The sequence below is a fragment of the Aeromonas sp. S19(2024) genome (assembly GCF_041402625.1).
Classification (GTDB): domain Bacteria; phylum Pseudomonadota; class Gammaproteobacteria; order Enterobacterales; family Aeromonadaceae; genus Aeromonas; species Aeromonas caviae.
The window spans coordinates 134,333-153,831 of sequence record NZ_JBGLQU010000006.1 but is presented as its reverse complement, the minus strand read 5'-3'; the positions used below and the strand labels follow the sequence as shown (position 1 = coordinate 153,831).

Annotated in this window: 14 protein-coding genes; 13 read left to right on the top strand and 1 reads right to left on the bottom strand. The window is 64.0% G+C overall.

Annotated elements, in window-relative coordinates:
- Window positions 1-68: 68 nt before the first annotated feature.
- From ACB037_RS14160 to nuoN, 13 genes are all read left to right on the top strand, one after another.
- Complete coding sequence (locus tag ACB037_RS14160) at window positions 69-473, top strand: NADH-quinone oxidoreductase subunit A (protein ID WP_039038710.1); 405 nt, start codon at window positions 69-71, stop codon at window positions 471-473.
- Window positions 474-502: 29 nt separating this feature from the next.
- Entirely contained in the window at window positions 503-1,177 is a 675-nt protein-coding gene (locus tag ACB037_RS14155) for an NADH-quinone oxidoreductase subunit B family protein (RefSeq protein WP_010675028.1), read from the top strand.
- A 2-nt stretch (window positions 1,178-1,179) separates the two neighbouring features.
- A complete protein-coding gene (nuoC, locus tag ACB037_RS14150) occupies window positions 1,180-2,985 on the top strand; it encodes an NADH-quinone oxidoreductase subunit C/D (RefSeq protein ID WP_041211563.1) in 1,806 nt (601 codons plus the stop codon).
- 72 nt (window positions 2,986-3,057) lie between these two features.
- Window positions 3,058-3,597, top strand: coding sequence for an NADH-quinone oxidoreductase subunit NuoE (gene nuoE, locus ACB037_RS14145; protein WP_010675030.1), 540 nt, complete (start codon window positions 3,058-3,060; stop codon window positions 3,595-3,597).
- The gene (nuoF, locus tag ACB037_RS14140) at window positions 3,594-4,979 is read left to right on the top strand and encodes an NADH-quinone oxidoreductase subunit NuoF (RefSeq protein ID WP_042016644.1); all 1,386 of its coding nucleotides are present in this window, start codon (window positions 3,594-3,596) and stop codon (window positions 4,977-4,979) included. Before nuoE ends, nuoF begins: the two co-directional genes overlap by 4 nt.
- Window positions 4,980-5,036: 57 nt before the next feature.
- On the top strand, window positions 5,037-7,766 hold the full coding sequence (gene nuoG, locus ACB037_RS14135) for an NADH-quinone oxidoreductase subunit NuoG (protein WP_371175460.1): 2,730 nt from the start codon (window positions 5,037-5,039) through the stop codon (window positions 7,764-7,766).
- The gene (gene nuoH, locus ACB037_RS14130) at window positions 7,763-8,728 is read left to right on the top strand and encodes an NADH-quinone oxidoreductase subunit NuoH (RefSeq protein ID WP_010675033.1); all 966 of its coding nucleotides are present in this window, start codon (window positions 7,763-7,765) and stop codon (window positions 8,726-8,728) included. The genes nuoG and nuoH overlap by 4 nt, the downstream gene beginning before the upstream one ends.
- Before the next feature lie 90 nt (window positions 8,729-8,818).
- Window positions 8,819-9,361 (top strand): NADH-quinone oxidoreductase subunit NuoI, encoded by a 543-nt coding sequence (nuoI, locus tag ACB037_RS14125; protein ID WP_010675034.1) that lies wholly within the window; start codon window positions 8,819-8,821, stop codon window positions 9,359-9,361.
- Window positions 9,362-9,370: 9 nt separating this feature from the next.
- Window positions 9,371-9,910 carry an NADH-quinone oxidoreductase subunit J gene (nuoJ, locus tag ACB037_RS14120; protein WP_371175459.1) on the top strand — a complete coding sequence of 180 codons (540 nt, stop codon included), beginning with the start codon at window positions 9,371-9,373 and terminating at the stop codon, window positions 9,908-9,910.
- 79 nt (window positions 9,911-9,989) lie between these two features.
- Window positions 9,990-10,298: an NADH-quinone oxidoreductase subunit NuoK gene (gene nuoK, locus ACB037_RS14115; protein ID WP_010675036.1), complete on the top strand. Its 309-nt coding sequence runs from the start codon at window positions 9,990-9,992 to the stop codon at window positions 10,296-10,298.
- On the top strand, window positions 10,295-12,142 hold the full coding sequence (nuoL, locus tag ACB037_RS14110) for an NADH-quinone oxidoreductase subunit L (protein WP_139737063.1): 1,848 nt from the start codon (window positions 10,295-10,297) through the stop codon (window positions 12,140-12,142). The genes nuoK and nuoL overlap by 4 nt, the downstream gene beginning before the upstream one ends.
- 69 nt (window positions 12,143-12,211) lie before the next feature.
- The gene (nuoM, locus tag ACB037_RS14105) at window positions 12,212-13,729 is read left to right on the top strand and encodes an NADH-quinone oxidoreductase subunit M (protein ID WP_371175485.1); all 1,518 of its coding nucleotides are present in this window, start codon (window positions 12,212-12,214) and stop codon (window positions 13,727-13,729) included.
- A gap of 43 nt (window positions 13,730-13,772) precedes the next feature.
- The gene (nuoN, locus tag ACB037_RS14100) at window positions 13,773-15,236 is read left to right on the top strand and encodes an NADH-quinone oxidoreductase subunit NuoN (RefSeq protein ID WP_010675039.1); all 1,464 of its coding nucleotides are present in this window, start codon (window positions 13,773-13,775) and stop codon (window positions 15,234-15,236) included.
- Between the two features lie 269 nt (window positions 15,237-15,505).
- Here nuoN and purL read toward each other — a convergent pair whose 3' ends face one another.
- The gene (purL, locus tag ACB037_RS14095) at window positions 15,506-19,399 is read right to left on the bottom strand and encodes a phosphoribosylformylglycinamidine synthase (protein WP_124243918.1); all 3,894 of its coding nucleotides are present in this window, start codon (window positions 19,397-19,399) and stop codon (window positions 15,506-15,508) included.
- Window positions 19,400-19,499: the final 100 nt, after the last annotated feature.

The window sequence follows — 19,499 nt, the reverse complement described above, 5'->3', positions numbered from 1 at the left end:
ACGAAAGTGGCATACTACGTAACGTCATTGTTAAGTCACATGATTAATTTGGTTAGGGAAAAACCTATATGTTTGCTGATATTGCCGTCCAGCACTGGGCTTTTGCTGTCTATGTCATTGGCGCCATCTGTATCTGCTTGACCATGATAGGCCTGGCGGCCTTGCTGGGGGGACGCGCCTATGGCCGTGCCAAGAACAAACCCTTTGAATCCGGGGTGGATTCCGTCGGCAACGCCCGCCTGCGCTTCTCCGCCAAGTTCTACCTGGTCGCCATGTTCTTCGTCATCTTCGATGTCGAAGCCCTCTATCTCTTTGCCTGGTCCGTCTCCGTTCGGGAGAGCGGCTGGGTCGGCTTCATCGAAGCCACCATCTTCATCACCCTGCTGCTGGTAGGCCTCCTCTACCTGTGGCGCATTGGTGCCCTCGACTGGGCCCCGAAAAAGCGTGTCCTGACTGACAAGAAACCAGACTGAACTACCGATTATCTCTTTGAGGTTGCACCATGAAGTACACCCTGACCCGGATTGACCCGGATGCGCCCGTTGAGCGCTACCCCCAGGAACAGCGCCAGACCGTCGATGATCCACTGGCGCAGCAAGCGACCCGCGGCATCATGATCGGGCGCCTCGAAGAGGTGCTGCAAGACACCGTCAACTGGGGCCGCAAGAACTCCCTCTGGCCCTACAACTTCGGCATCTCCTGCTGCTACGTGGAGATGTGTACCGCCTTCACCTCTCCCCACGACGTGGCTCGCTTCGGTGCTGAGGTCATACGAGCCTCCCCCCGTCAGGCCGACTTCATGGTGATTGCCGGCACCCCTTTCATCAAGATGGCCCCTGTCATCCAGCGGCTCTATGAGCAGTTGCTCGAGCCCAAGTGGGTCATCTCCATGGGGGCCTGCGCCAACTCCGGCGGTATGTATGACATCTACTCCGTGGTACAGGGGGTGGACAAGTTCCTGCCGGTCGATGTCTACATTCCGGGCTGCCCGCCCCGCCCCGAGGCCTTCCTGCAAGCCCTGATGCTGCTGCAGGAGTCCATCGGCAAGGAACGCCGCCCCCTCTCCTGGGTGGTGGGGGATCAGGGGATCTACCGTCCCCAGATGCAATCCGAGAAGGAACGCAAGCGCGGCGAGCGGATCAACGTGACCAACCTGCGCACGCCGGATGAGATCTGATCATGAAACTGACTCGAGAATTCCCAAGCAATTACACCATGGCCCAGTGGCAAACCGCCGATCACGCCGATGCCCAGGTGGTCGGCGAGCTGTTCGCCCACTTCGGTGCCGAGCGCTTTACCGTGCAGAGCACCCGTACCGGCGTGCCGGTCATCTGGCTCTCCCGGGATCTGCTGCTGGACGTGATGGGCTTCTTGCAAAAGCTGCCCTCCCCCTTCGTGATGCTGTTCGATCTCAGCGCCACCGACGAACGGATGCGCAGCCATCGCCACGGCCTGCCGGAGAGCGACTTTACCGTCTTCTATCACCTCATCTCCATCGACCGTAACGCCGACGTGATGCTGAAGGTGGCGCTCAAGGAGAGCGATCTCCATCTGCCCACCGTCAGCCGCCACTTCCCCAACGCCAACTGGTACGAGCGGGAAGTGTGGGATCTGATGGGAATCACCTTCGATGGCCACCCCCATCTGACCCGCATCATGATGCCCAAGAGCTGGCAAGGGCACCCCTTGCGCAAGGACTACCCGGCGCGCGCCACCGAGTTTGATCCCTTCATGCTCGATGCGGTCAAGCAGGATCAGGAGCAGGACAACCTGCTGTTCAAGCCGGAAGAGTGGGGCATGGCCCGCGGCAACGAGAACGAGGACTACATGTTCCTGAACCTCGGGCCGAACCACCCCTCCGCCCACGGCGCCTTCCGCCTGGTGCTGCAACTCGACGGGGAAGAGATCCGCGACTGCGTGCCCGACATCGGCTATCACCACCGCGGCGCCGAGAAGATGGGCGAGCGCCAGTCCTGGCACAGCTACATCCCCTACACCGACCGGGTCGAATACCTGGGCGGCGTGATGAACAACCTGCCCTATGTGCTGGCGGTCGAGAAGCTGGCCGGCATCAAGGTGCCGGCGCGGGTCGACATGATCCGGGTGATGATGGCGGAGCTGTTCCGCATCCAGAGCCACCTGCTGTTCCTTGGCACCTACATTCAGGACGTGGGGGCCATGACCCCGGTCTTCTTCACCTTCACGGACCGCCAGAAGATCTACACCATCATCGAGGCCATCACCGGAGCCCGCATGCACCCGGCCTGGTTCCGCATCGGCGGCGTGGCCCACGATCTGCCTGCCGGCTGGACCCGCCTCATCCAGGACAACCTGTTGAGCTGGCTGCCCAAGCGGTTGATGGAGTATGAAAAGGCGGCCATGCGCAACAGCATACTGCGGGGCCGCACCATAGGCGTCGCCGCCTACAACACGGCCCAGGCCCTGGCCTGGGGCACCACGGGGGGCGGTCTGCGGGCCACGGGGCTCAACTTTGACGTGCGCAAATGGCGCCCCTATTCCGGTTACGATCAGTTCGAGTTCGAGGTGCCGGTGGGCAGCAACGGGGACGCCTACGACCGCGCCACCGTGCGCATCGAGGAGATCCGCCAGAGCCTGTCCATTATCGAGCAGTGCATGAAAAACATGCCTGAGGGCCCCTTCAAGGCGGATCACCCGCTCACCACGCCACCGCCCAAAGAGCGCACCCTGCAGGACATCGAAACCCTGATCACCCACTTCCTGCAAGTCTCCTGGGGGCCTGTCATGCCGGCCGCCGAGTCCTTCCAGATGATAGAGGCGACCAAGGGGGTCAACAGCTATTACCTGACCAGCGATGGCTCCACCATGAGCTACCGGACCCGGATCCGCACCCCGAGCTTCGCCCACCTGCAGCAGATCCCCTCGGTGATCCGCGGCCAGATGGTGTCGGATCTTATCGTCTACCTGGGCAGTATCGATTTCGTTATGTCAGATGTGGATCGTTGAGTCCTCTCGCCCCGGCAGCCGGGGCGAAGGGCAAGACGCGCAGTAAAGGGACAAGCCACAAAAGGTCAAGTCATGAGCCAATGTCAGTGTCACAATAACCAGACCCCACAAGGGCAAGGGGCATGCAGCAGCCAGCAGGGAGATTTCGTCCTGAGCCAGGCTGAGCGCGATGCCATCGAACACGAGAAACACCACTACGAAGATCCCCGTGCAGCCAGCATCGAAGCGCTCAAGATAGTGCAACAGGCCCGTGGTTGGGTGCCTGACGGCGCCATTCACGCCATCGGCGCCGAGCTCGGCATCCCCGCCAGCGACGTGGAAGGGGTCGCCACCTTCTACAGCCAGATCTTCCGCCAGCCGGTGGGTCGTCACATCATCCGCGTCTGCGACAGCATGGTCTGCTACATCAACGGCCACGAGCAGTTGCTTGCCGGTCTGAAAGAGGTCGTCAATCTGGCCCCCGGTCAGACCTCCCCGGATGGCCGCTTCACCCTGTTGCCCGTCTGCTGCCTCGGCAACTGCGACAAGGGGCCGGCCATCATGATCGATGACGATACCTATGGCGGACTCGATGCCGTCAGCCTGCTGAAAACCCTGGAGGCTTACCCATGAGCATTCAGCCAGGCAAGACGCTTGCCTCCCTCGGCACCGCCAACCGCATCCCCCGCACCGCCGAGACCCACCCTCTCACCTGGCGCCTGCGGGACGACGGGCAGCCGGTGTGGCTCGAGGAGTATCAGGCAAAACAGGGCTATGAGGCCGCCCGCAAGGCCCTTGGCCAGATGAGCCCGGATGACATCGTCAGCACCGTCAAGGATGCCGGCCTCAAGGGACGCGGCGGCGCCGGTTTCTCCACCGGCGTGAAGTGGGGCCTGATGCCCAAAGACGAGAGCATGAACATCCGTTACCTGCTCTGCAACGCCGACGAGATGGAACCCAATACCTACAAAGACCGCATGCTGATGGAGCAGCTGCCCCACCTGCTGATCGAGGGGATGATCATCAGTGCCCGGGCTCTCAAAGCCTATCGCGGCTACATCTTCCTGCGCGGCGAGTACGTGGATGCCGCCATCCACCTGCGCCGCGCCGTGGAAGAGGCCAAGGCCGCGGGGCTCCTTGGCAAGAACATCCTGGGCTCGGGCTTTGACTTCGAGCTGTTCGTCCACACCGGCGCAGGTCGCTACATCTGCGGCGAAGAGACGGCCCTCATCAACTCCCTGGAAGGACGGCGCGCCAACCCGCGGGCCAAACCCCCCTTCCCCGCCGTCTCCGGCGTCTGGGGCAAGCCGACCTGCGTCAACAACGTCGAAACCCTGTGCAACGTGCCCGCCATCATCGGCAACGGTGTGGCCTGGTATCAGGGGTTGGCACTGCCGGGTTCGGAAGATCACGGCACCAAGCTGATGGGCTTTTCCGGCAAGGTCAACAATCCCGGCCTGTGGGAGCTGCCCTTTGGCATCACCGCCCGCGAGCTGTTCGAAAACTACGCCGGCGGCATGAAGCCCGGCTATCGCCTGAAAACCTGGCAACCGGGCGGCGCCGGCACCGGCTTCCTGCTGCCCGAGCACCTGGATGCCCAGATGTACGCTGGCGGCATCGGCAAGGTGGGCACCCGCATGGGTACGGGCCTTGCCATGGCGGTGGATGACAGCATCAACATGGTCTCCCTGCTGCGCAACATGGAGGAGTTCTTTGCCCGCGAATCCTGCGGCTGGTGCACCCCCTGCCGCGACGGCCTGCCCTGGAGCGTCAAGATCCTGCGGGCGCTGGAGCGGGGCGAGGGCCAACCCGAGGATCTCGCGACCCTGGAACAGCTGGTCAGTTTCCTGGGCCCGGGCAAGACTTTCTGTGCCCATGCCCCCGGCGCCGTCGAGCCCCTTGGCAGTGCGATGAAGTATTTCCGGTCCGAGTTCGAGGCCGGGGTCAAGGCCCCCCATGACAATCACAAGCTGTTCAAGGGTATCCAGCCCAACCTGCTGGGCGAGCGCTGGTAAGCGCCAGGACGCATCGGGCAATAGCCGATTTCATAAAACAGGTTTCAGGGAAGTTGTATGGCAACCATTCATGTAGACGGTAAAGAGTACGAGGTAGACGGGGCAGACAACCTGCTGCAAGCCTGTCTGTCGCTGGGTCTGGACGTCCCCTATTTTTGCTGGCACCCGGCGCTCGGTAGCGTCGGTGCCTGCCGCCAGTGCGCGGTCAAACAGTATCAGAATGCCGACGACAAGCGCGGCCGCCTGGTCATGTCCTGCATGACCCCTTCCACCGATGGCACCTATATCTCCATCGAGGATGAAGAGGCGAAGGAGTTTCGCAAGACGGTGGTGGAGTGGCAGATGACCAACCACCCCCACGACTGCCCGGTGTGCGAAGAGGGGGGCGCCTGCCACCTGCAGGACATGACGGTGATGACGGGCCACAACAGCCGCCGCTACCGTTTCACCAAGCGCACCCACCAGAATCAGGATCTGGGCCCCTTCATCAACCACGAGATGAACCGCTGCATCGCCTGCTACCGCTGCGTGCGCTATTACAAGGATTACGCCGGTGGCGAGGATCTCGGGGTCTATGGCGCCCATGACAACGTCTACTTCGGCCGGGTCGAGGATGGCACCCTGGAGAGCGAATTCTCCGGCAACCTGGTGGAGGTCTGTCCCACCGGCGTCTTCACCGACAAGACCCACTCCGAGCGTTACAACCGCAAGTGGGACATGCAGTTCGCCCCCAGCATCTGCCAGGGGTGCTCGGTCGGCTGCAACATCAGCCCAGGTGAGCGCTACGGCGAGCTGCGCCGCATCGAGAACCGTTTCCACGGTGCCCTGAACCACTATTTCCTCTGCGATCGCGGCCGCTTCGGCTACGGCCACGTCAATCTGACCGACCGCCCGCGCCAGCCCCTGCTGCAGGATGGCAGTGACAAGCTGGCCATCACGGTGGATGGCGCCCTGAACCGGGCCGCGGATGCGCTGCGCACCGCCAGCGGCGTCATCGGCATCGGCTCACCCCGCGCCTCCTTGGAGAGCAACTTCGCCCTGCGCGAACTGGTGGGGGCCGCCAACTTCTACTCCGGGGTCGAGCAGAGCGAATGGAAATGCCTGCAGAAGATGCTGGACATTCTGGAGCTCGGCGGCGTGCGCACTCCCAGCCTGCGCGACATGGAAGAAGCCGACGCCGTGCTGGTGCTCGGGGAAGATGTCACCCAGACCGCCGCCCGCATCGCCCTGGCCCTGCGCCAGGCAGTGAAAGGCAAGGGGCGCGAAATTGCCCGCAAGCTGAAGGTGGATCTCTGGCAGGTCGCTGCCGTGCAGACCCTGGCCCAGAACCAGCGCTACCCCTTGCTCATCACCAGTCTGGATGCCACCCGCCTGGATGACGTGGCGAGCAGCACCCTGCACGCCCCCCACGCGGATCAGGCGCGCCTCGGGTTTGCCATCGCCCACCTGCTGGACGCCAGTGCACCGGCGCCAACGGATCTCTCCCCCGAACAGCGGGCCCTCGCCGCCCAATGGGCCGACCTGCTTGGCAACGCCAAAAAGCCCCTCATCATCGCAGGCAATGGTGCCCGCAACGAGGCGCTGATCGATGCGGCCAGCAACATCGCCCGCGCCCTCAAGGGCCGTGGCCAGGCCGCGGAGCTTGCCCTGGTGGCTCAGGAAGCCAACAGCCTGGGGCTGGCCATGCTGGCCCGGCATGCCGCCCCGCTGGAGGCAGCCCTCGAGCGCATGGAAGGGGAAGAGAGACTTGCCCTGGTCGTTCTTGAGAACGACCTCTACCGCCGAGCCCCCCGCAGCCGGGTGGACGCCGCCCTGGATCGCCTGCAACACCTGCTGGTCATCGACCATCAGGAGACGGCCACCGCGAAGAAGGCGGATTTGGTGCTGCCTGCCGCCAGTTTTGCCGAAGGCGATGGCACCCAGGTCAACATGGAAGGCCGCGCCCAGCGCTTCTTCCAGGTCTATGCTCCCGCCTTCTACAACGCCGATATCCAGGTGCGCGAAAGCTGGCGCTGGCTGGATGCCCTGCAAGGGAGCCAGCAACCGCGTTCGGTTCGCTGGAGCACCTTCGACGATGTGAGTCGCGATTGCGCCGCCAGCGCCCCGCTGCTCACCACCATGGGTGAAGCTGCACCCAACGCCGGCCTGCGCATTCGCGGCATGAAGCTCGCCCGGGAGCCGCACCGCTACAGTGGTCGCACCTCCATGCTGGCGAACCAGAACGTGAGCGAGCCCAGAGTCGCCCAGGATCCCGATTCGCCGTTCGCCTTCTCCATGGAAGGCTACGCCGGTGCCCGCCAGCCCCTCTCCCAGGTACCGTTTGCCTGGGCGCCTGGCTGGAACTCCCCCTCCGCCTGGAACAAGTTCCAGGACGAGGTGGGTGGCAACCTGCGTGCCGGGGATCCCGGTCGCCGCCTGCTGGAGCCGGGCGAAGGCAACCTGGGCTGGTTTGGTGCCATCCCGGCCCCCTTCCAGCCCGCCGCATCCCTGCAGGTGGTGAGCTATGACCAGCTGTTCGGTGGCGAGGAGCTCTCCGCCAGAAGCCCGGTCATCCAGGCTCGCATGGGGGAACCCACCCTGGTACTGAACCCGGCGGATGCCGCGCGCCTGGCACTGTCCCCTGACGCGCTGGTGGCCTTCTCCTGGGGTGGCAACCACTGGCGCCTGCGTCTTCGCCTGAGCGATGCGCTGGCTCCGGGCCTGGCAGGGTTGCCACTCGGGGTGAACGGCCTGCCGACCGCCCTGCACCACGCCCTGATCGATAACCTGCAGGAGGTCATCGCATGAGCGACTCTCTGATGGATCTGCTGATCGAGGTCGGCAAGGCCCTGGTCGTACTCGTGGGGATCGTGGGGGCTGGCGCCTTCATGAGCTTCATCGAACGCCGCCTGCTGGCACTGTGGCAGGACCGTTACGGCCCCAACCGGGTTGGCCCCTTCGGCCTGCTGCAACTGGCGGCCGACATGGTCAAGATGTTCTTCAAGGAGGACTGGATCCCGCCCTTTGCGGATCGCCGGATCTTCGTGCTGGCCCCCATCATCGCCTTCACCGCCTTCATCCTGGCGTTTGCGGTGGTACCCATCACCCCCACCTGGGGCGTGGCGGATCTCAACGTGGGGCTGCTCTATATCCTGGCGATCGCTGGGCTGGCGGTCTATGCCGTGCTCTTCGCCGGCTGGTCGAGCAACAACAAGTACTCCCTGCTCGGCAGCCTGCGCGCCTCGGCCCAGACCCTCTCCTACGAGGTGTTCCTTGGCCTCTCGCTCATGGGCATCGTCATCCAGACCGGCAGCTTCAACCTGCGTGACATCGTCGAGGCCCAGGCCGGCATGTGGAACGTGATCCCCCAGATCCTGGGCTTCGTCACCTTCCTGTTTGCCGGGGTCGCCGTCACCCACCGCCACCCGTTTGACCAGCCGGAGGCCGAGCAGGAGCTCGCCGACGGTTATCACATCGAGTACGCAGGCATGAAGTGGGGTCTCTTCTTCGTGGGGGAGTACATCGGCATCGTGCTGATCTCTTCCCTCATCGTGACCCTCTTCTTCGGTGGCTGGCACGGCCCCTGGCTGCCGCCCTTCATCTGGTTCGCCCTGAAGACAGCCTGTTTCATGGTGTTCTTCATCCTGCTGCGGGCCTCCCTGCCCCGCCCGCGCTTCGACCAGGTGATGTCCTTTGGCTGGAAAGTGTGCCTGCCCCTGACCCTGCTCAACATGCTGGTCACCGCTGCCGTGGTGCTGATGAATGCGTGAGCAAAACGAGATGGACATGACGATGATTCGGCCGTCTGCGGCAAGGAAACGCCCAGACGCCAGTGCTGATAAATGTGCAGTGAGGCACCTATGAAAATTACGAGCATTATCAAGGGTGTTGGCACCCAGTTGCGCAGTCTTGGGATGGTCTTCTCCCATGCCTGGCGCCCCCGTGAAACCCTGAGCTACCCGGAGCAGCCGGTCTACGCCGCCCCCCGTTTTCGCGGTCGCATCGTACTGACCCGGGATCCTGACGGCGACGAGCGCTGCGTGGCGTGCAACCTGTGTGCGGTCGCCTGCCCGGTCGGTTGCATCTCCTTGCAGAAGTCGGAGCGGGAAGATGGCCGCTGGTACCCGGAGTTCTTTCGCATCAACTTCTCCCGCTGCATCTTCTGCGGCCTGTGCGAGGAGGCCTGCCCCACCACCGCCATCCAGCTGACGCCGGATTTCGAGATGGGGGAGTATCGTCGCCAGGATCTGGTGTACGAGAAGGAAGATCTGCTGATAAGCGGCCCCGGCAAATACCCGGACTACAACTTCTACCGCATGAGCGGGATGGCCATCGACGGCAAACCCAAAGGGGATGCCGAGAACGAAGCCAAGCCCATCGATGTCAAGAGCCTGCTGCCCTAGGAGTCAATCATGGAACTGGCATTCTATGCCGCGGCCCTGGTCGCCGTTTACAGCACGCTGCGGGTGATCAGCACCAGCAACCCCATGCATGCGCTGCTCAATCTCATCATCTCCCTCATCGCCGTGGCCATGATCTTCTTCTGCCTGGGCGCCGCCTTTGCGGGGGCCCTGCAGGTGATCGTCTACGCCGGCGCCATCATGGTGCTGTTCGTGTTCGTGGTGATGATGCTGAACCTGGGGAGCGCCCAGGATCAGGAGAAGAAGTGGCTCACCCCCATGACCTGGGGTGGCCCGGCCCTGCTCTCCCTCATTTTGCTGGGCTTTCTGGCCCACGGCATTCTCGGCGTGACCGGCGGTGAACTGGGTCTGAGCGAGGTCAGCGCCAAGGAAGTCGGTATCGCCCTGTTCGGCCCCTATGTGCTGGCGGTGGAGCTCGCCTCCATCCTGCTGCTGGCGGGTCTGGTCACCGCCTATCACCTGGGCCGCGAGGACAAGAGCGGGGAAGTGCTCTCCGTACCTCGCACCACACAGGAAGGAGGTCAGCAATGAGCGACATCCCCGTGGTGAGGCATGGCTCGCTGCCGGCAGCCTGCCCCCTTTCCATCCAGCAAGCACAAGGAGCATGGCGATGAGTGGAATTCCCATGGAGCACGGCCTCCTGCTGGCGGCCATTTTGTTTGCCATCGGCCTGTGCGGCCTGCTGATACGCCGCAACCTGTTGTTTATCCTCATGAGTATCGAAATCATGATGAACGCGTCCGCCCTGGCATTCGTGGTGGCGGGTAGCCGCTGGGCCCAGGCCGACGGCCAGATCATGTACATACTGGTGATTTCTCTGGCGGCAGCGGAGGCCAGTATCGGCCTCGCCCTGTTACTGCTGCTCTATCGTCGTTACCACACCCTGAACGTGGACACTGTGAGCGAGATGCGCGGATGAGCCTCCTATATCTGACTTTCCTGTTCCCGCTGCTGGGATGGCTGCTGCTGGCCTTCTCCCTCGGCCGCCTCGGCGAGCGCACCTCGGCGCTCATCGGTGTCGGCAGCATCGGTCTCTCGGCCCTCACTACCCTGTGGGTCGGCATCGATTTTCTCAATACCATGCCGGAAGGCGGCGTCTATACCCAGACCCTGTGGCAGTGGATGACGGTGGGCGAGTTCCAGCCCGCCTTCCGTCTCTCCCTGGACGGGCTGTCGCTGACCATGCTGGGGGTCGTGACCGGGGTGGGCTTCTTCATCCACCTGTTCGCCTCCTGGTACATGCGCGGGGAAGAGGGGTATTCGCGCTTCTTCACCTACACCAACCTCTTCATCGCCAGCATGCTGTTCCTGGTGCTGGCCGATGACCTGCTGTTCGTCTACCTGGGCTGGGAAGGGGTGGGGCTGTGCAGCTACCTGCTGATCGGCTTCTACTACAAGGATCGCAACAACGGCGCCGCCGCCCTCAAGGCGTTCGTGGTGACCCGGGTCGGCGACGTCTTCCTCGCCATCGGGCTCTTCGTGCTCTACCGCGAGCTCGGCACCCTCAACATTCACGAGCTGCTGGTGCGAGCCCCTGCGATGTTTGCCGACGGCTCCCCTGCCCTGTCGTTCGCCTGCCTCATGCTGCTCGGCGGCGCGGTCGGCAAATCCGCCCAGCTGCCCCTGCAGACCTGGCTGGCGGACGCCATGGCGGGCCCGACCCCGGTCTCGGCACTGATCCACGCCGCCACCATGGTGACCGCCGGTGTCTACCTCATCGCCCGCACCCACGGCCTCTTCCTGCTGGCCCCGGAGATCCTCCATCTGGTGGCGCTGGTCGGTGCCATCACGCTAGTGCTGGCCGGTTTTGCCGCCCTGGTGCAGACCGACATCAAGCGGATCCTGGCTTACTCCACCATGAGCCAGATAGGCTACATGTTCCTGGCCCTGGGGGTCGGTGCCTGGGAAGGGGCCATCTTCCACCTGATGACCCACGCCTTCTTCAAGGCGCTCTTGTTCCTCTCCGCCGGGGCCGTCATCGTTGCGACCCACCACGAGCAGAACATCTTCAAGATGGGAGGCCTGCGCAAATCGCTGCCGCTGGTCTACGCCTGCTTCCTGGTGGGGGGCTCGGCCCTGGCCGCGCTGCCACTGGTGACCGCCGGTTTCTACAGTAAAGACGCCATCCTCTGGCAGGTGCAGGCCAGTGGCCAGAGCGCCCTGCTGTGGGCCGGTCTGGGTGGTGCCTTCCTCACCTCCCTCTACACCTTCCGCCTCATCTTCATCGCCTTCCACGGCAAGGAGCAGACCCAGGCTCACGCCGGACAGGGCCTTGCCCACCATTTGCCACTGCTGGTGCTGCTGGTGCTCTCCACCGGAGTCGGCGCCCTCATCGTGCCACCGCTGGCAGGAGTGCTGCCGGCCGGCCCGGGAGATCACATCGAAGAGGGACGCCATGGCCTCGAGATCCTCTCCGGCGTCATCGCCGTGGCAGGCATTGCGCTGGCCGCCTTCCTCTTCCTCGGCGAACGTCGCCTGGCGAAAGGGATCGCACAGAGTGCACCGGGGCGGGCTCTGTCCACCCTCTGGTTCAATGCCTGGGGCTTTGACTGGCTTTATGACCTGATTTGGGTCAAGCCCTACCTGCTGGCGACTCGCCTGCTCGGCAAGGATCCGCTGGACAGGATGATGAACCTGCCCGCCGTGCTGGCCCAGGGGGGGCATCAGCTGCTGGCCTGGACCGTCTCCGGCAAGTTGCGCTGGTACGCAGCCTCCATGGGGATGGGCGCCGCCCTGATCCTGGCCCTGCTGCTGCTCGGCTGATCCATGAGCCCAATATTGTGTGGCAGGCTCAGCGCCTGCCCGACTAGAACCTAGATGAGAGCTGATATCGTGACCTTACTCTGGATCTTGCTAATTCCCTTCATCGGCGGCTTGCTCTGCTGGCAGATGGAGCGGCTCGGCGGACAGTTTGTCCGCTGGGTGGCCCTCGCCTCCATGAGCGCCTGTCTGGTGCTCTCCAGCGCCATCTGGCTCGGTGGTGACTTCACCCTCGCCAACCCCGGCCTCCCCGTCTGGGCAGCCGAGTGGCAACAACCCTGGATCCCCCGCTTCGGCATCTCCCTGCACCTCGCCGTGGACGGGCTGTCGCTCCTGATGGTGATCCTCACCAGCTTCATCGGCGTGCTGGCCATCCTCTGTTCCTGGAAGGAGATCGTCCAGCGCATCGGCTTCTTCCACCTCAACCTGCTGTGGATCCTGGGGGGCGTGCTCGGCGTCTTCATGGCGGTGGATCTGTTCCTCTTCTTCTTCTTCTGGGAGATGATGCTGGTGCCGATGTACTTCCTGATCGCGCTCTGGGGCCACTCGGTCACCGATGGCAAGTCGCGCATCAACGCCGCCACCAAGTTCTTCATCTACACCCAGGCGAGCGGCCTCATCATGCTGGTGGCCATCCTGGGCCTGGTACTGACCCACCACGCCGCCACCGGTGTCTTCACCTTCAACTATCAGGAACTGCTCAACACCCCCATGAGCAGCACGGTACAGTGGCTGCTGATGCTGGGCTTCTTCATCGCCTTCGCGGTCAAGATGCCCCTGGTGCCGCTCCATGGCTGGCTCCCTGATGCCCACAGCCAGGCGCCCACCGCAGGCTCCGTGGACTTGGCGGGCATCTTGCTGAAAACCGCGGCCTACGGCCTGCTGCGCTTCACTCTGCCGCTTTTCCCCGAGGCGTCCGCCGAGTTTGCCCCCTACGCCATGGTGCTCGGCCTCATCGGCATCGTCTATGGCGCCCTGCTGGCCTTTGCCCAGACCGACATCAAGCGGCTGGTTGCCTACACCAGCATCTCCCACATGGGCTTCGTGATGATCGCCATCTACTCCGGCAGCGAGCTCGCCCTGCAAGGGGCAGTGGTACAGATGATTGCCCACGGGCTCTCGGCCGCCGGCCTCTTCATCCTGTGCGGCCAGCTCTACGAGCGCCTGCACACCCGGGATCTGCGCCAGATGGGCGGTCTCTGGGGACGGTTGCGCTACCTGCCCGGCGTGATGCTGTTCTTCTCCGTCGCATCCCTCGGGATGCCGGGGACCGGCAACTTCGTCGGCGAGTTCCTGATCCTCATCGGCAGCTTCCAGGTGGCCCCCGTCATCACCGTCATCGCCACCTTCGGGCTGGTGCTGGCCTCGGTCTACTCCCTCATCATGCTGCAACGGGCCTGCTTCGGGACGCCCCGGGAGGAGAGCATGCTCAAGGGGCTGGATACCCGGGAACTGACCATGATGCTGACCATCGCCGGCCTCTTGGTGCTGCTCGGTCTCTATCCCCAGCCGGTGCTCGACACCGCCAGCAGCAGCCTCCTGAGCGTGCTGCACTGGTACACGCTGCCGGGCACGGGGGCGCTGCAATGATGCTTTCTCTTTCGCCTTCCTTGTCCATGTCGGGAGCACTGTCATGACGTTTACTGTTTCTCAACTGCTGGCCCTGCTGCCCCTGTTGCTGACCACGGGGGCCATGGTGGCCCTGATGCTGGCCATCGCCTGGAAGCGCTGTGACGACACCGCCTTCGTGGTCACCATCATCGGCCTAAACCTCGCGCTCTTCTCCCTGCCCATCGTGATGGCCCAGGGGGATCAGGGGGTCACTCCCCTGCTGCAAGTGGACGCTTACGCGGTCTTCTACATGGGGCTGGTACTCATCGGGGCCCTGGCCACCTGCACCTTCGGTCGCACCTGGCTCAAGGGCTATCCGGACAACCGGGAAGAGTTCTACCTGCTGCTGCTCATCGCCACCGCCGGTGGTCTGGTGCTGGCAGCCTCCCGTCACCTCGCATCGCTCTTCATCGGGATCGAGATGCTGACCCTGCCCATGTTCGGTCTGGTGGGGTATGCCTATCGCGAGCGGCGCTCGCTGGAAGCCAGCATCAAGTACATGGTGCTCTCCGCCAGTGCCACCGCCTTCCTGCTGTTCGGCATGGCACTGCTCTACGCCCAGGCCGGAAGCCTGAGCTTCAGCGATCTCGGTGTGACCCTGGCCCAGAGCCCGGCTCACCATCCGCTGCTGATGGGGGGCTTTGGCCTGATGCTGGTCGGCTTTGCGTTCAAGCTGTCCCTCGCCCCCTTCCACCTCTGGACCCCGGACGTCTATGAAGGGGCGCCGGCACCGGTGGCCACCTTCCTCGCCACCGTGAGCAAGATAGCGGTGTTCTGCGTGCTGCTGCGCTTCTACCTGGCAGTACCCGCCACCTCGGATCCCATGATCCACTGGCTGCTGGCGGCCATGGCGGTCGTCTCCATCGTGGTCGGCAACCTCCTGGCGCTGATCCAGACCAACATCAAGCGGATGATGGGTTACTCCTCCATCTCCCACTTCGGCTATCTGCTGGCGGTGGTGGTGGCAAGCCGCCTCGGCGAGATGCCGGTGGAAGCGGCGGGTGTCTACCTGCTGATGTACCTGTTCACCAGCCTGGGGGCCTTCGGCGTCATCAGCATGATGTCCAGCCCCTATCGCGGCAAGGATGCGGACTCCCTGCACAGCTATCGCGGTCTGTTCTGGAAGCGCCCCTATCTGACGGCGGTGATGACGGTGATGATGCTCTCCCTCGCGGGTATCCCCATGACGCTGGGCTTCATCGGCAAGTTCTACCTCATCGGCGTCACCGTCGATGCCAAGCTGTGGTGGCTCAGTGGCGCCATCGTGCTCGGCAGTGCCCTGGGGCTCTACTACTACCTGCGGGTCATGGTCACCCTCTACCTGCGTGAACCCGGCATGCAACTGCGCGATGCCAGGGCCGACTGGGCCTTCTCCTCCGGGGGCCTGGTGGTGCTGCTCTCCGCCATTCTGGTGGTATTGCTCGGCATCTACCCCCAGCCCGTCATCAGTCTGGTACAGGGCTTCCAGCACGTGGTGCTGCGCTAGCCTCAGGTTCACAGTTCACACAGCGAAACCGGCCTCCGTGGCCGGTTTTTTATGTCCGCCAAGGCCCGGTCCGGCTTGCCCGTCTGGCAGGCGATACCAGATCGGTCCTCTCAATCCATGCCATATCCTCCAGCAAGCAGCTGGCGGAGCAGTGGGCTGAAGACGGCCTTGCCCCCATCGTGCTCGCCTCCTCCTGCCCTCCCCATTCTCAGACCCATGCCCATAAAAAAACCGGCCACAGGGGCCGGTTTTTGGTTTCTTGCTGACGCTTAGCCCAGACGGACTCTCGCGTTTCTGAACATGCGCATCCAGGCGCCATCCTCACCCCAGTTGTCCGGGTGCCAGGAGTTGGCCACGGTGCGGAACACCCGCTCCGGGTGCGGCATCATGATGGTGGCGCGGCCGTCCGCACTGGTCACCGCGGTGATACCGTCAGGGGAGCCGTTGGGGTTGGCCGGGTATTGCACGGTGACGTTGCCGCGGTTGTCCACGAAACGCAGCCCCACCAGACCGCTCTGTTGCAGCGCAGCCAGGTGAGCGGCATCGCGCACTTCCACGCGCCCTTCCCCGTGGGAAACGGCAATCGGCATCACGGAGCCCGCCATCCCGGCGAAGAAGGCGGACGGGGAGTCCTGCACTTCCACCAGGCTGAAGCGCGCCTCGAAGCGCTCGGAGCGGTTGCGCACGAAGCGCGGCCAGAGATCGGCACCCGGGATGAGGTCGCGCAGGTTGGACATCATCTGGCAGCCGTTGCACACCCCCAGGGAGAGGGTATCGCCACGCTCGAAGAAGCGCTGGAACTGCTCACGGGCGTTGTCGTTGAACAGGATGGACTTGGCCCAGCCTTCCCCCGCCCCCAGCACGTCCCCGTAGGAGAAGCCGCCACAGGCCACCAGGGTCTGGAAATCTTCCAGCTTGATGCGCCCCTCGAGGATGTCGCTCATGTGCACGTCGACAGCGGTGAAGCCGGCGCGGTCAAAGGCGGCCGCCATCTCCACGTGGGAGTTGACCCCCTGCTCGCGCAGCACCGCCAGGCGGGGAGAAACCCCGCGAGCGATATAGGGCGCGGCCACGTCGTCGGACGGGTTGTAGGTGAGCCTGGCCTGCAGACCCGGATCGGTGGCGTCCTGGCGGGCGGCATGCTCCTGATCGGCGCACTCCGGGTTGTCCCGCAGGCGCTGCATCTGCCAGCTGGTCTCGCCCCAGATGGTGCGAAGGGCAGTGCGGCTGGCGCGATAAACCTCGCTGCCGGCACGCTGGAACAGGATGAGGTCGTCTTCGCGCACCGTGCCCAGCACGTGGGAGCAGGCTGCCAGACCGTGACCGGCCAGCAGGGTCAGCACCGCTTCCTTGTCTTCGCGACGAACCTGGATGACGGCCCCCAGCTCCTCGTTGAACAGGGCCGGCAGCAGGTCGCCACCCACGCGATCGAGCTGGATGTCGAGGCCGCAGTGACCGGCAAACGCCATCTCGGTCAGGGTGACGAAGAGGCCGCCGTCAGAGCGGTCGTGGTAGGCAATCAGCTTGCGATCCGCCACCAGCGCCTGGATGGCATTGAAGAAGCCCTTTAGCTGGACCGGGTTGTCCAGATCCGGAGCGCTTTGCCCAAGCTGGCGGTAAACCTGGGCCAGGGCCGAGGCGCCGAGGCGCTGCTTGCCGTTGCCAAGGTCGATGAGGATAAGGTCGGTCTCACCGAGATCGGTGCGCAGTTGCGGGGTCACGGTATTGCGCACGTCCTCGACCCGGGCAAACGCCGAGATGAGCAGGGAGAGCGGCGAGGTGACGCTGCGCTCTTCCCCGTCCTGCTGCCAGCGGGTCTTCATGGACATGGAGTCCTTGCCCACCGGGATGGTGATGCCAAGGGCCGGGCAGAGCTCTTCGCCCACCGCTTTCACGGCTTCGTAGAGACCCGCATCTTCACCCGGGTGGCCGGCTGCGGACATCCAGTTGGCGGAGAGCTTGACCCGCTTGAGGGAGCCGATATTGGCCGGTGCCAGGTTGGTCAAGGCCTCGGCCACCGCCATGCGGGCGGAGGCGGCATGAGAGAGCAGCGCCACCGGGGTGCGCTCGCCCATGGACATGGCTTCACCGTGGTAGCTGTCGTAGGTCGCGGCGGTGACGGCGCAGTCAGCCACCGGGATCTGCCAGGGGCCGACCATCTGGTCGCGGTTGACGAGGCCCGTTACGGTGCGATCGCCGATGGTGATGAGGAAGGACTTCTCCGCCACGGTCGGCAGGCGCAGCACGCGCTCGGCGGCGTCGCTGAGGGTGATGCCGTCCAGTTGCAGCGCCTTGCCCTGGGCGGGCAGGCTCTGCACGTCGCGGTGCATCTTGGGCGCCTTGCCAAGCAGCACGTCCAGCGGCAGATCGATGGGCTGGTTGTCAAAGTGATCATCAGAGAGAGTGAGATGCTTCTCTTCGGTGGCGGTGCCGATGACGGCATAGGGGGCGCGTTCGCGCTCGCACAGGGCCTTGAACAGAGGCAGCTTGTCCTGGGCCACGGCCAGCACATAGCGCTCCTGGGATTCGTTGCACCAGACTTCCAGCGGGCTCATGCCCGGCTCGTCGTTCGGAATGGCACGCAAGTCGAAGCGACCACCGCGCTCCCCGTCGCTCACCAGCTCCGGCATGGCGTTGGAGAGACCACCGGCGCCCACGTCGTGGATGAAGACGATGGGGTTGTCGTCCCCCAGTTGCCAGCAGCGGTCGATCACTTCCTGGCAGCGACGCTCCATCTCGGGGTTGTCACGCTGCACGGAGGCGAAGTCGAGATCTTCGGCAGACTGGCCGGACGCCATGGAGGAGGCTGCGCCGCCACCCAGGCCGATGTTCATGGCCGGACCACCCAGCACGATGAGGGCCGCCCCCACCGGGATCTCCCCTTTCTGGACGTGCTCGCTGCGGATGTTGCCGATGCCACCCGCCAGCATGATGGGCTTGTGGTAGCCGCGCACCTCGACGCCGTTGTGGCTCGGCACCTGCTCTTCGAAGGTACGGAAGTAACCCAGGATGGCTGGGCGACCGAATTCGTTGTTGAAGGCGGCGCCACCAAGGGGCCCTTCCTGCATGATGTCAAAGGCGCTGACGATGCGGCTCGGCTTGCCGAAGTCCTGCTCCCAGGGCTGCTCGAAACCGGGGATGCGCAGGTTGGAGACGGAGAAGCCCACCAGGCCCGCCTTGGGTTTGGCGCCACGGCCTGTCGCACCCTCGTCGCGGATTTCGCCGCCGGAGCCGGTGGCGGCACCCGGGAAGGGAGAGATGGCTGTCGGGTGGTTGTGGGTCTCCACCTTCATCAGGATGTCGACGCGCTCCTGGTGATACTGGTACTCACCGTTGGCGGGGCTCGGGAAGAAGCGGCCACCCTGGCTGCCTTCCATCACCGCGGCGTTGTCTTTGTAGGCAGACAGGACATGGTCCGGCGTCTGCTCGAAGGTGTTCTTGATCATCTTGAACAGCGACTTGGGCTGCTGCTCGCCGTCGATGGTCCAGTCGGCGTTGAAGATCTTGTGGCGGCAGTGCTCGGAGTTCGCCTGGGCAAACATGTAGAGCTCGATGTCGTTGGGATTGCGACCCAGCCGGGTGAAGTTGGTCACCAGGTAATCTATTTCGTCATCGGCCAGGGCCAGACCCAGGGTCACGTTGGCCTCTTCCAGGGCGGCGCGACCACCACCCAGCACATCTACCTGGGTAAAGGGGCGCGGCTCGTGGTGAGCAAACAGGGCGGCGGCCTCGTTCATCTCGGCAAAGACCACTTCCATCATGCGATCGTGCAGCAGGGCCGCGATCTCGCTACGCTGGGCCACGCTCAGCTCACCCTTGGCCTGCACGTAATAGGCAATGCCGCGCTCCAGCCGCTTGACCTGTTTCAGGCCGCAGTTGTGGGCGATGTCGGTTGCTTTGGAAGACCAGGGGGAGATAGTGCCGGGGCGGGGGGTAACGAGGAACAGCTGACCGCTGGGGGTGTGTTCCGGGATGGTCGGGCCGTAGCGCAGAAGCTGGCCCAAGGTCGCTCGCTCGGGGGGCGACAGCGGGCTCGTCAGCTCGGCAAAATGCACGTATTCCGCATAGACGCTTGCTATCTCTACTCCTCTCTGTGCGCAGCTCTGCAGCAGCTTGTGGACACGAAACTCAGACAGTGCTGGGGCACCACGCAAGATTTCCATATACCTTTCTCACCAAGTTTTAGAGTGTGGGGGGATTTGAGACGCGCGTATTATAGGGATCAGGCCCATCCTGAACAAACGTTTTTCTCATCTCGCGCGG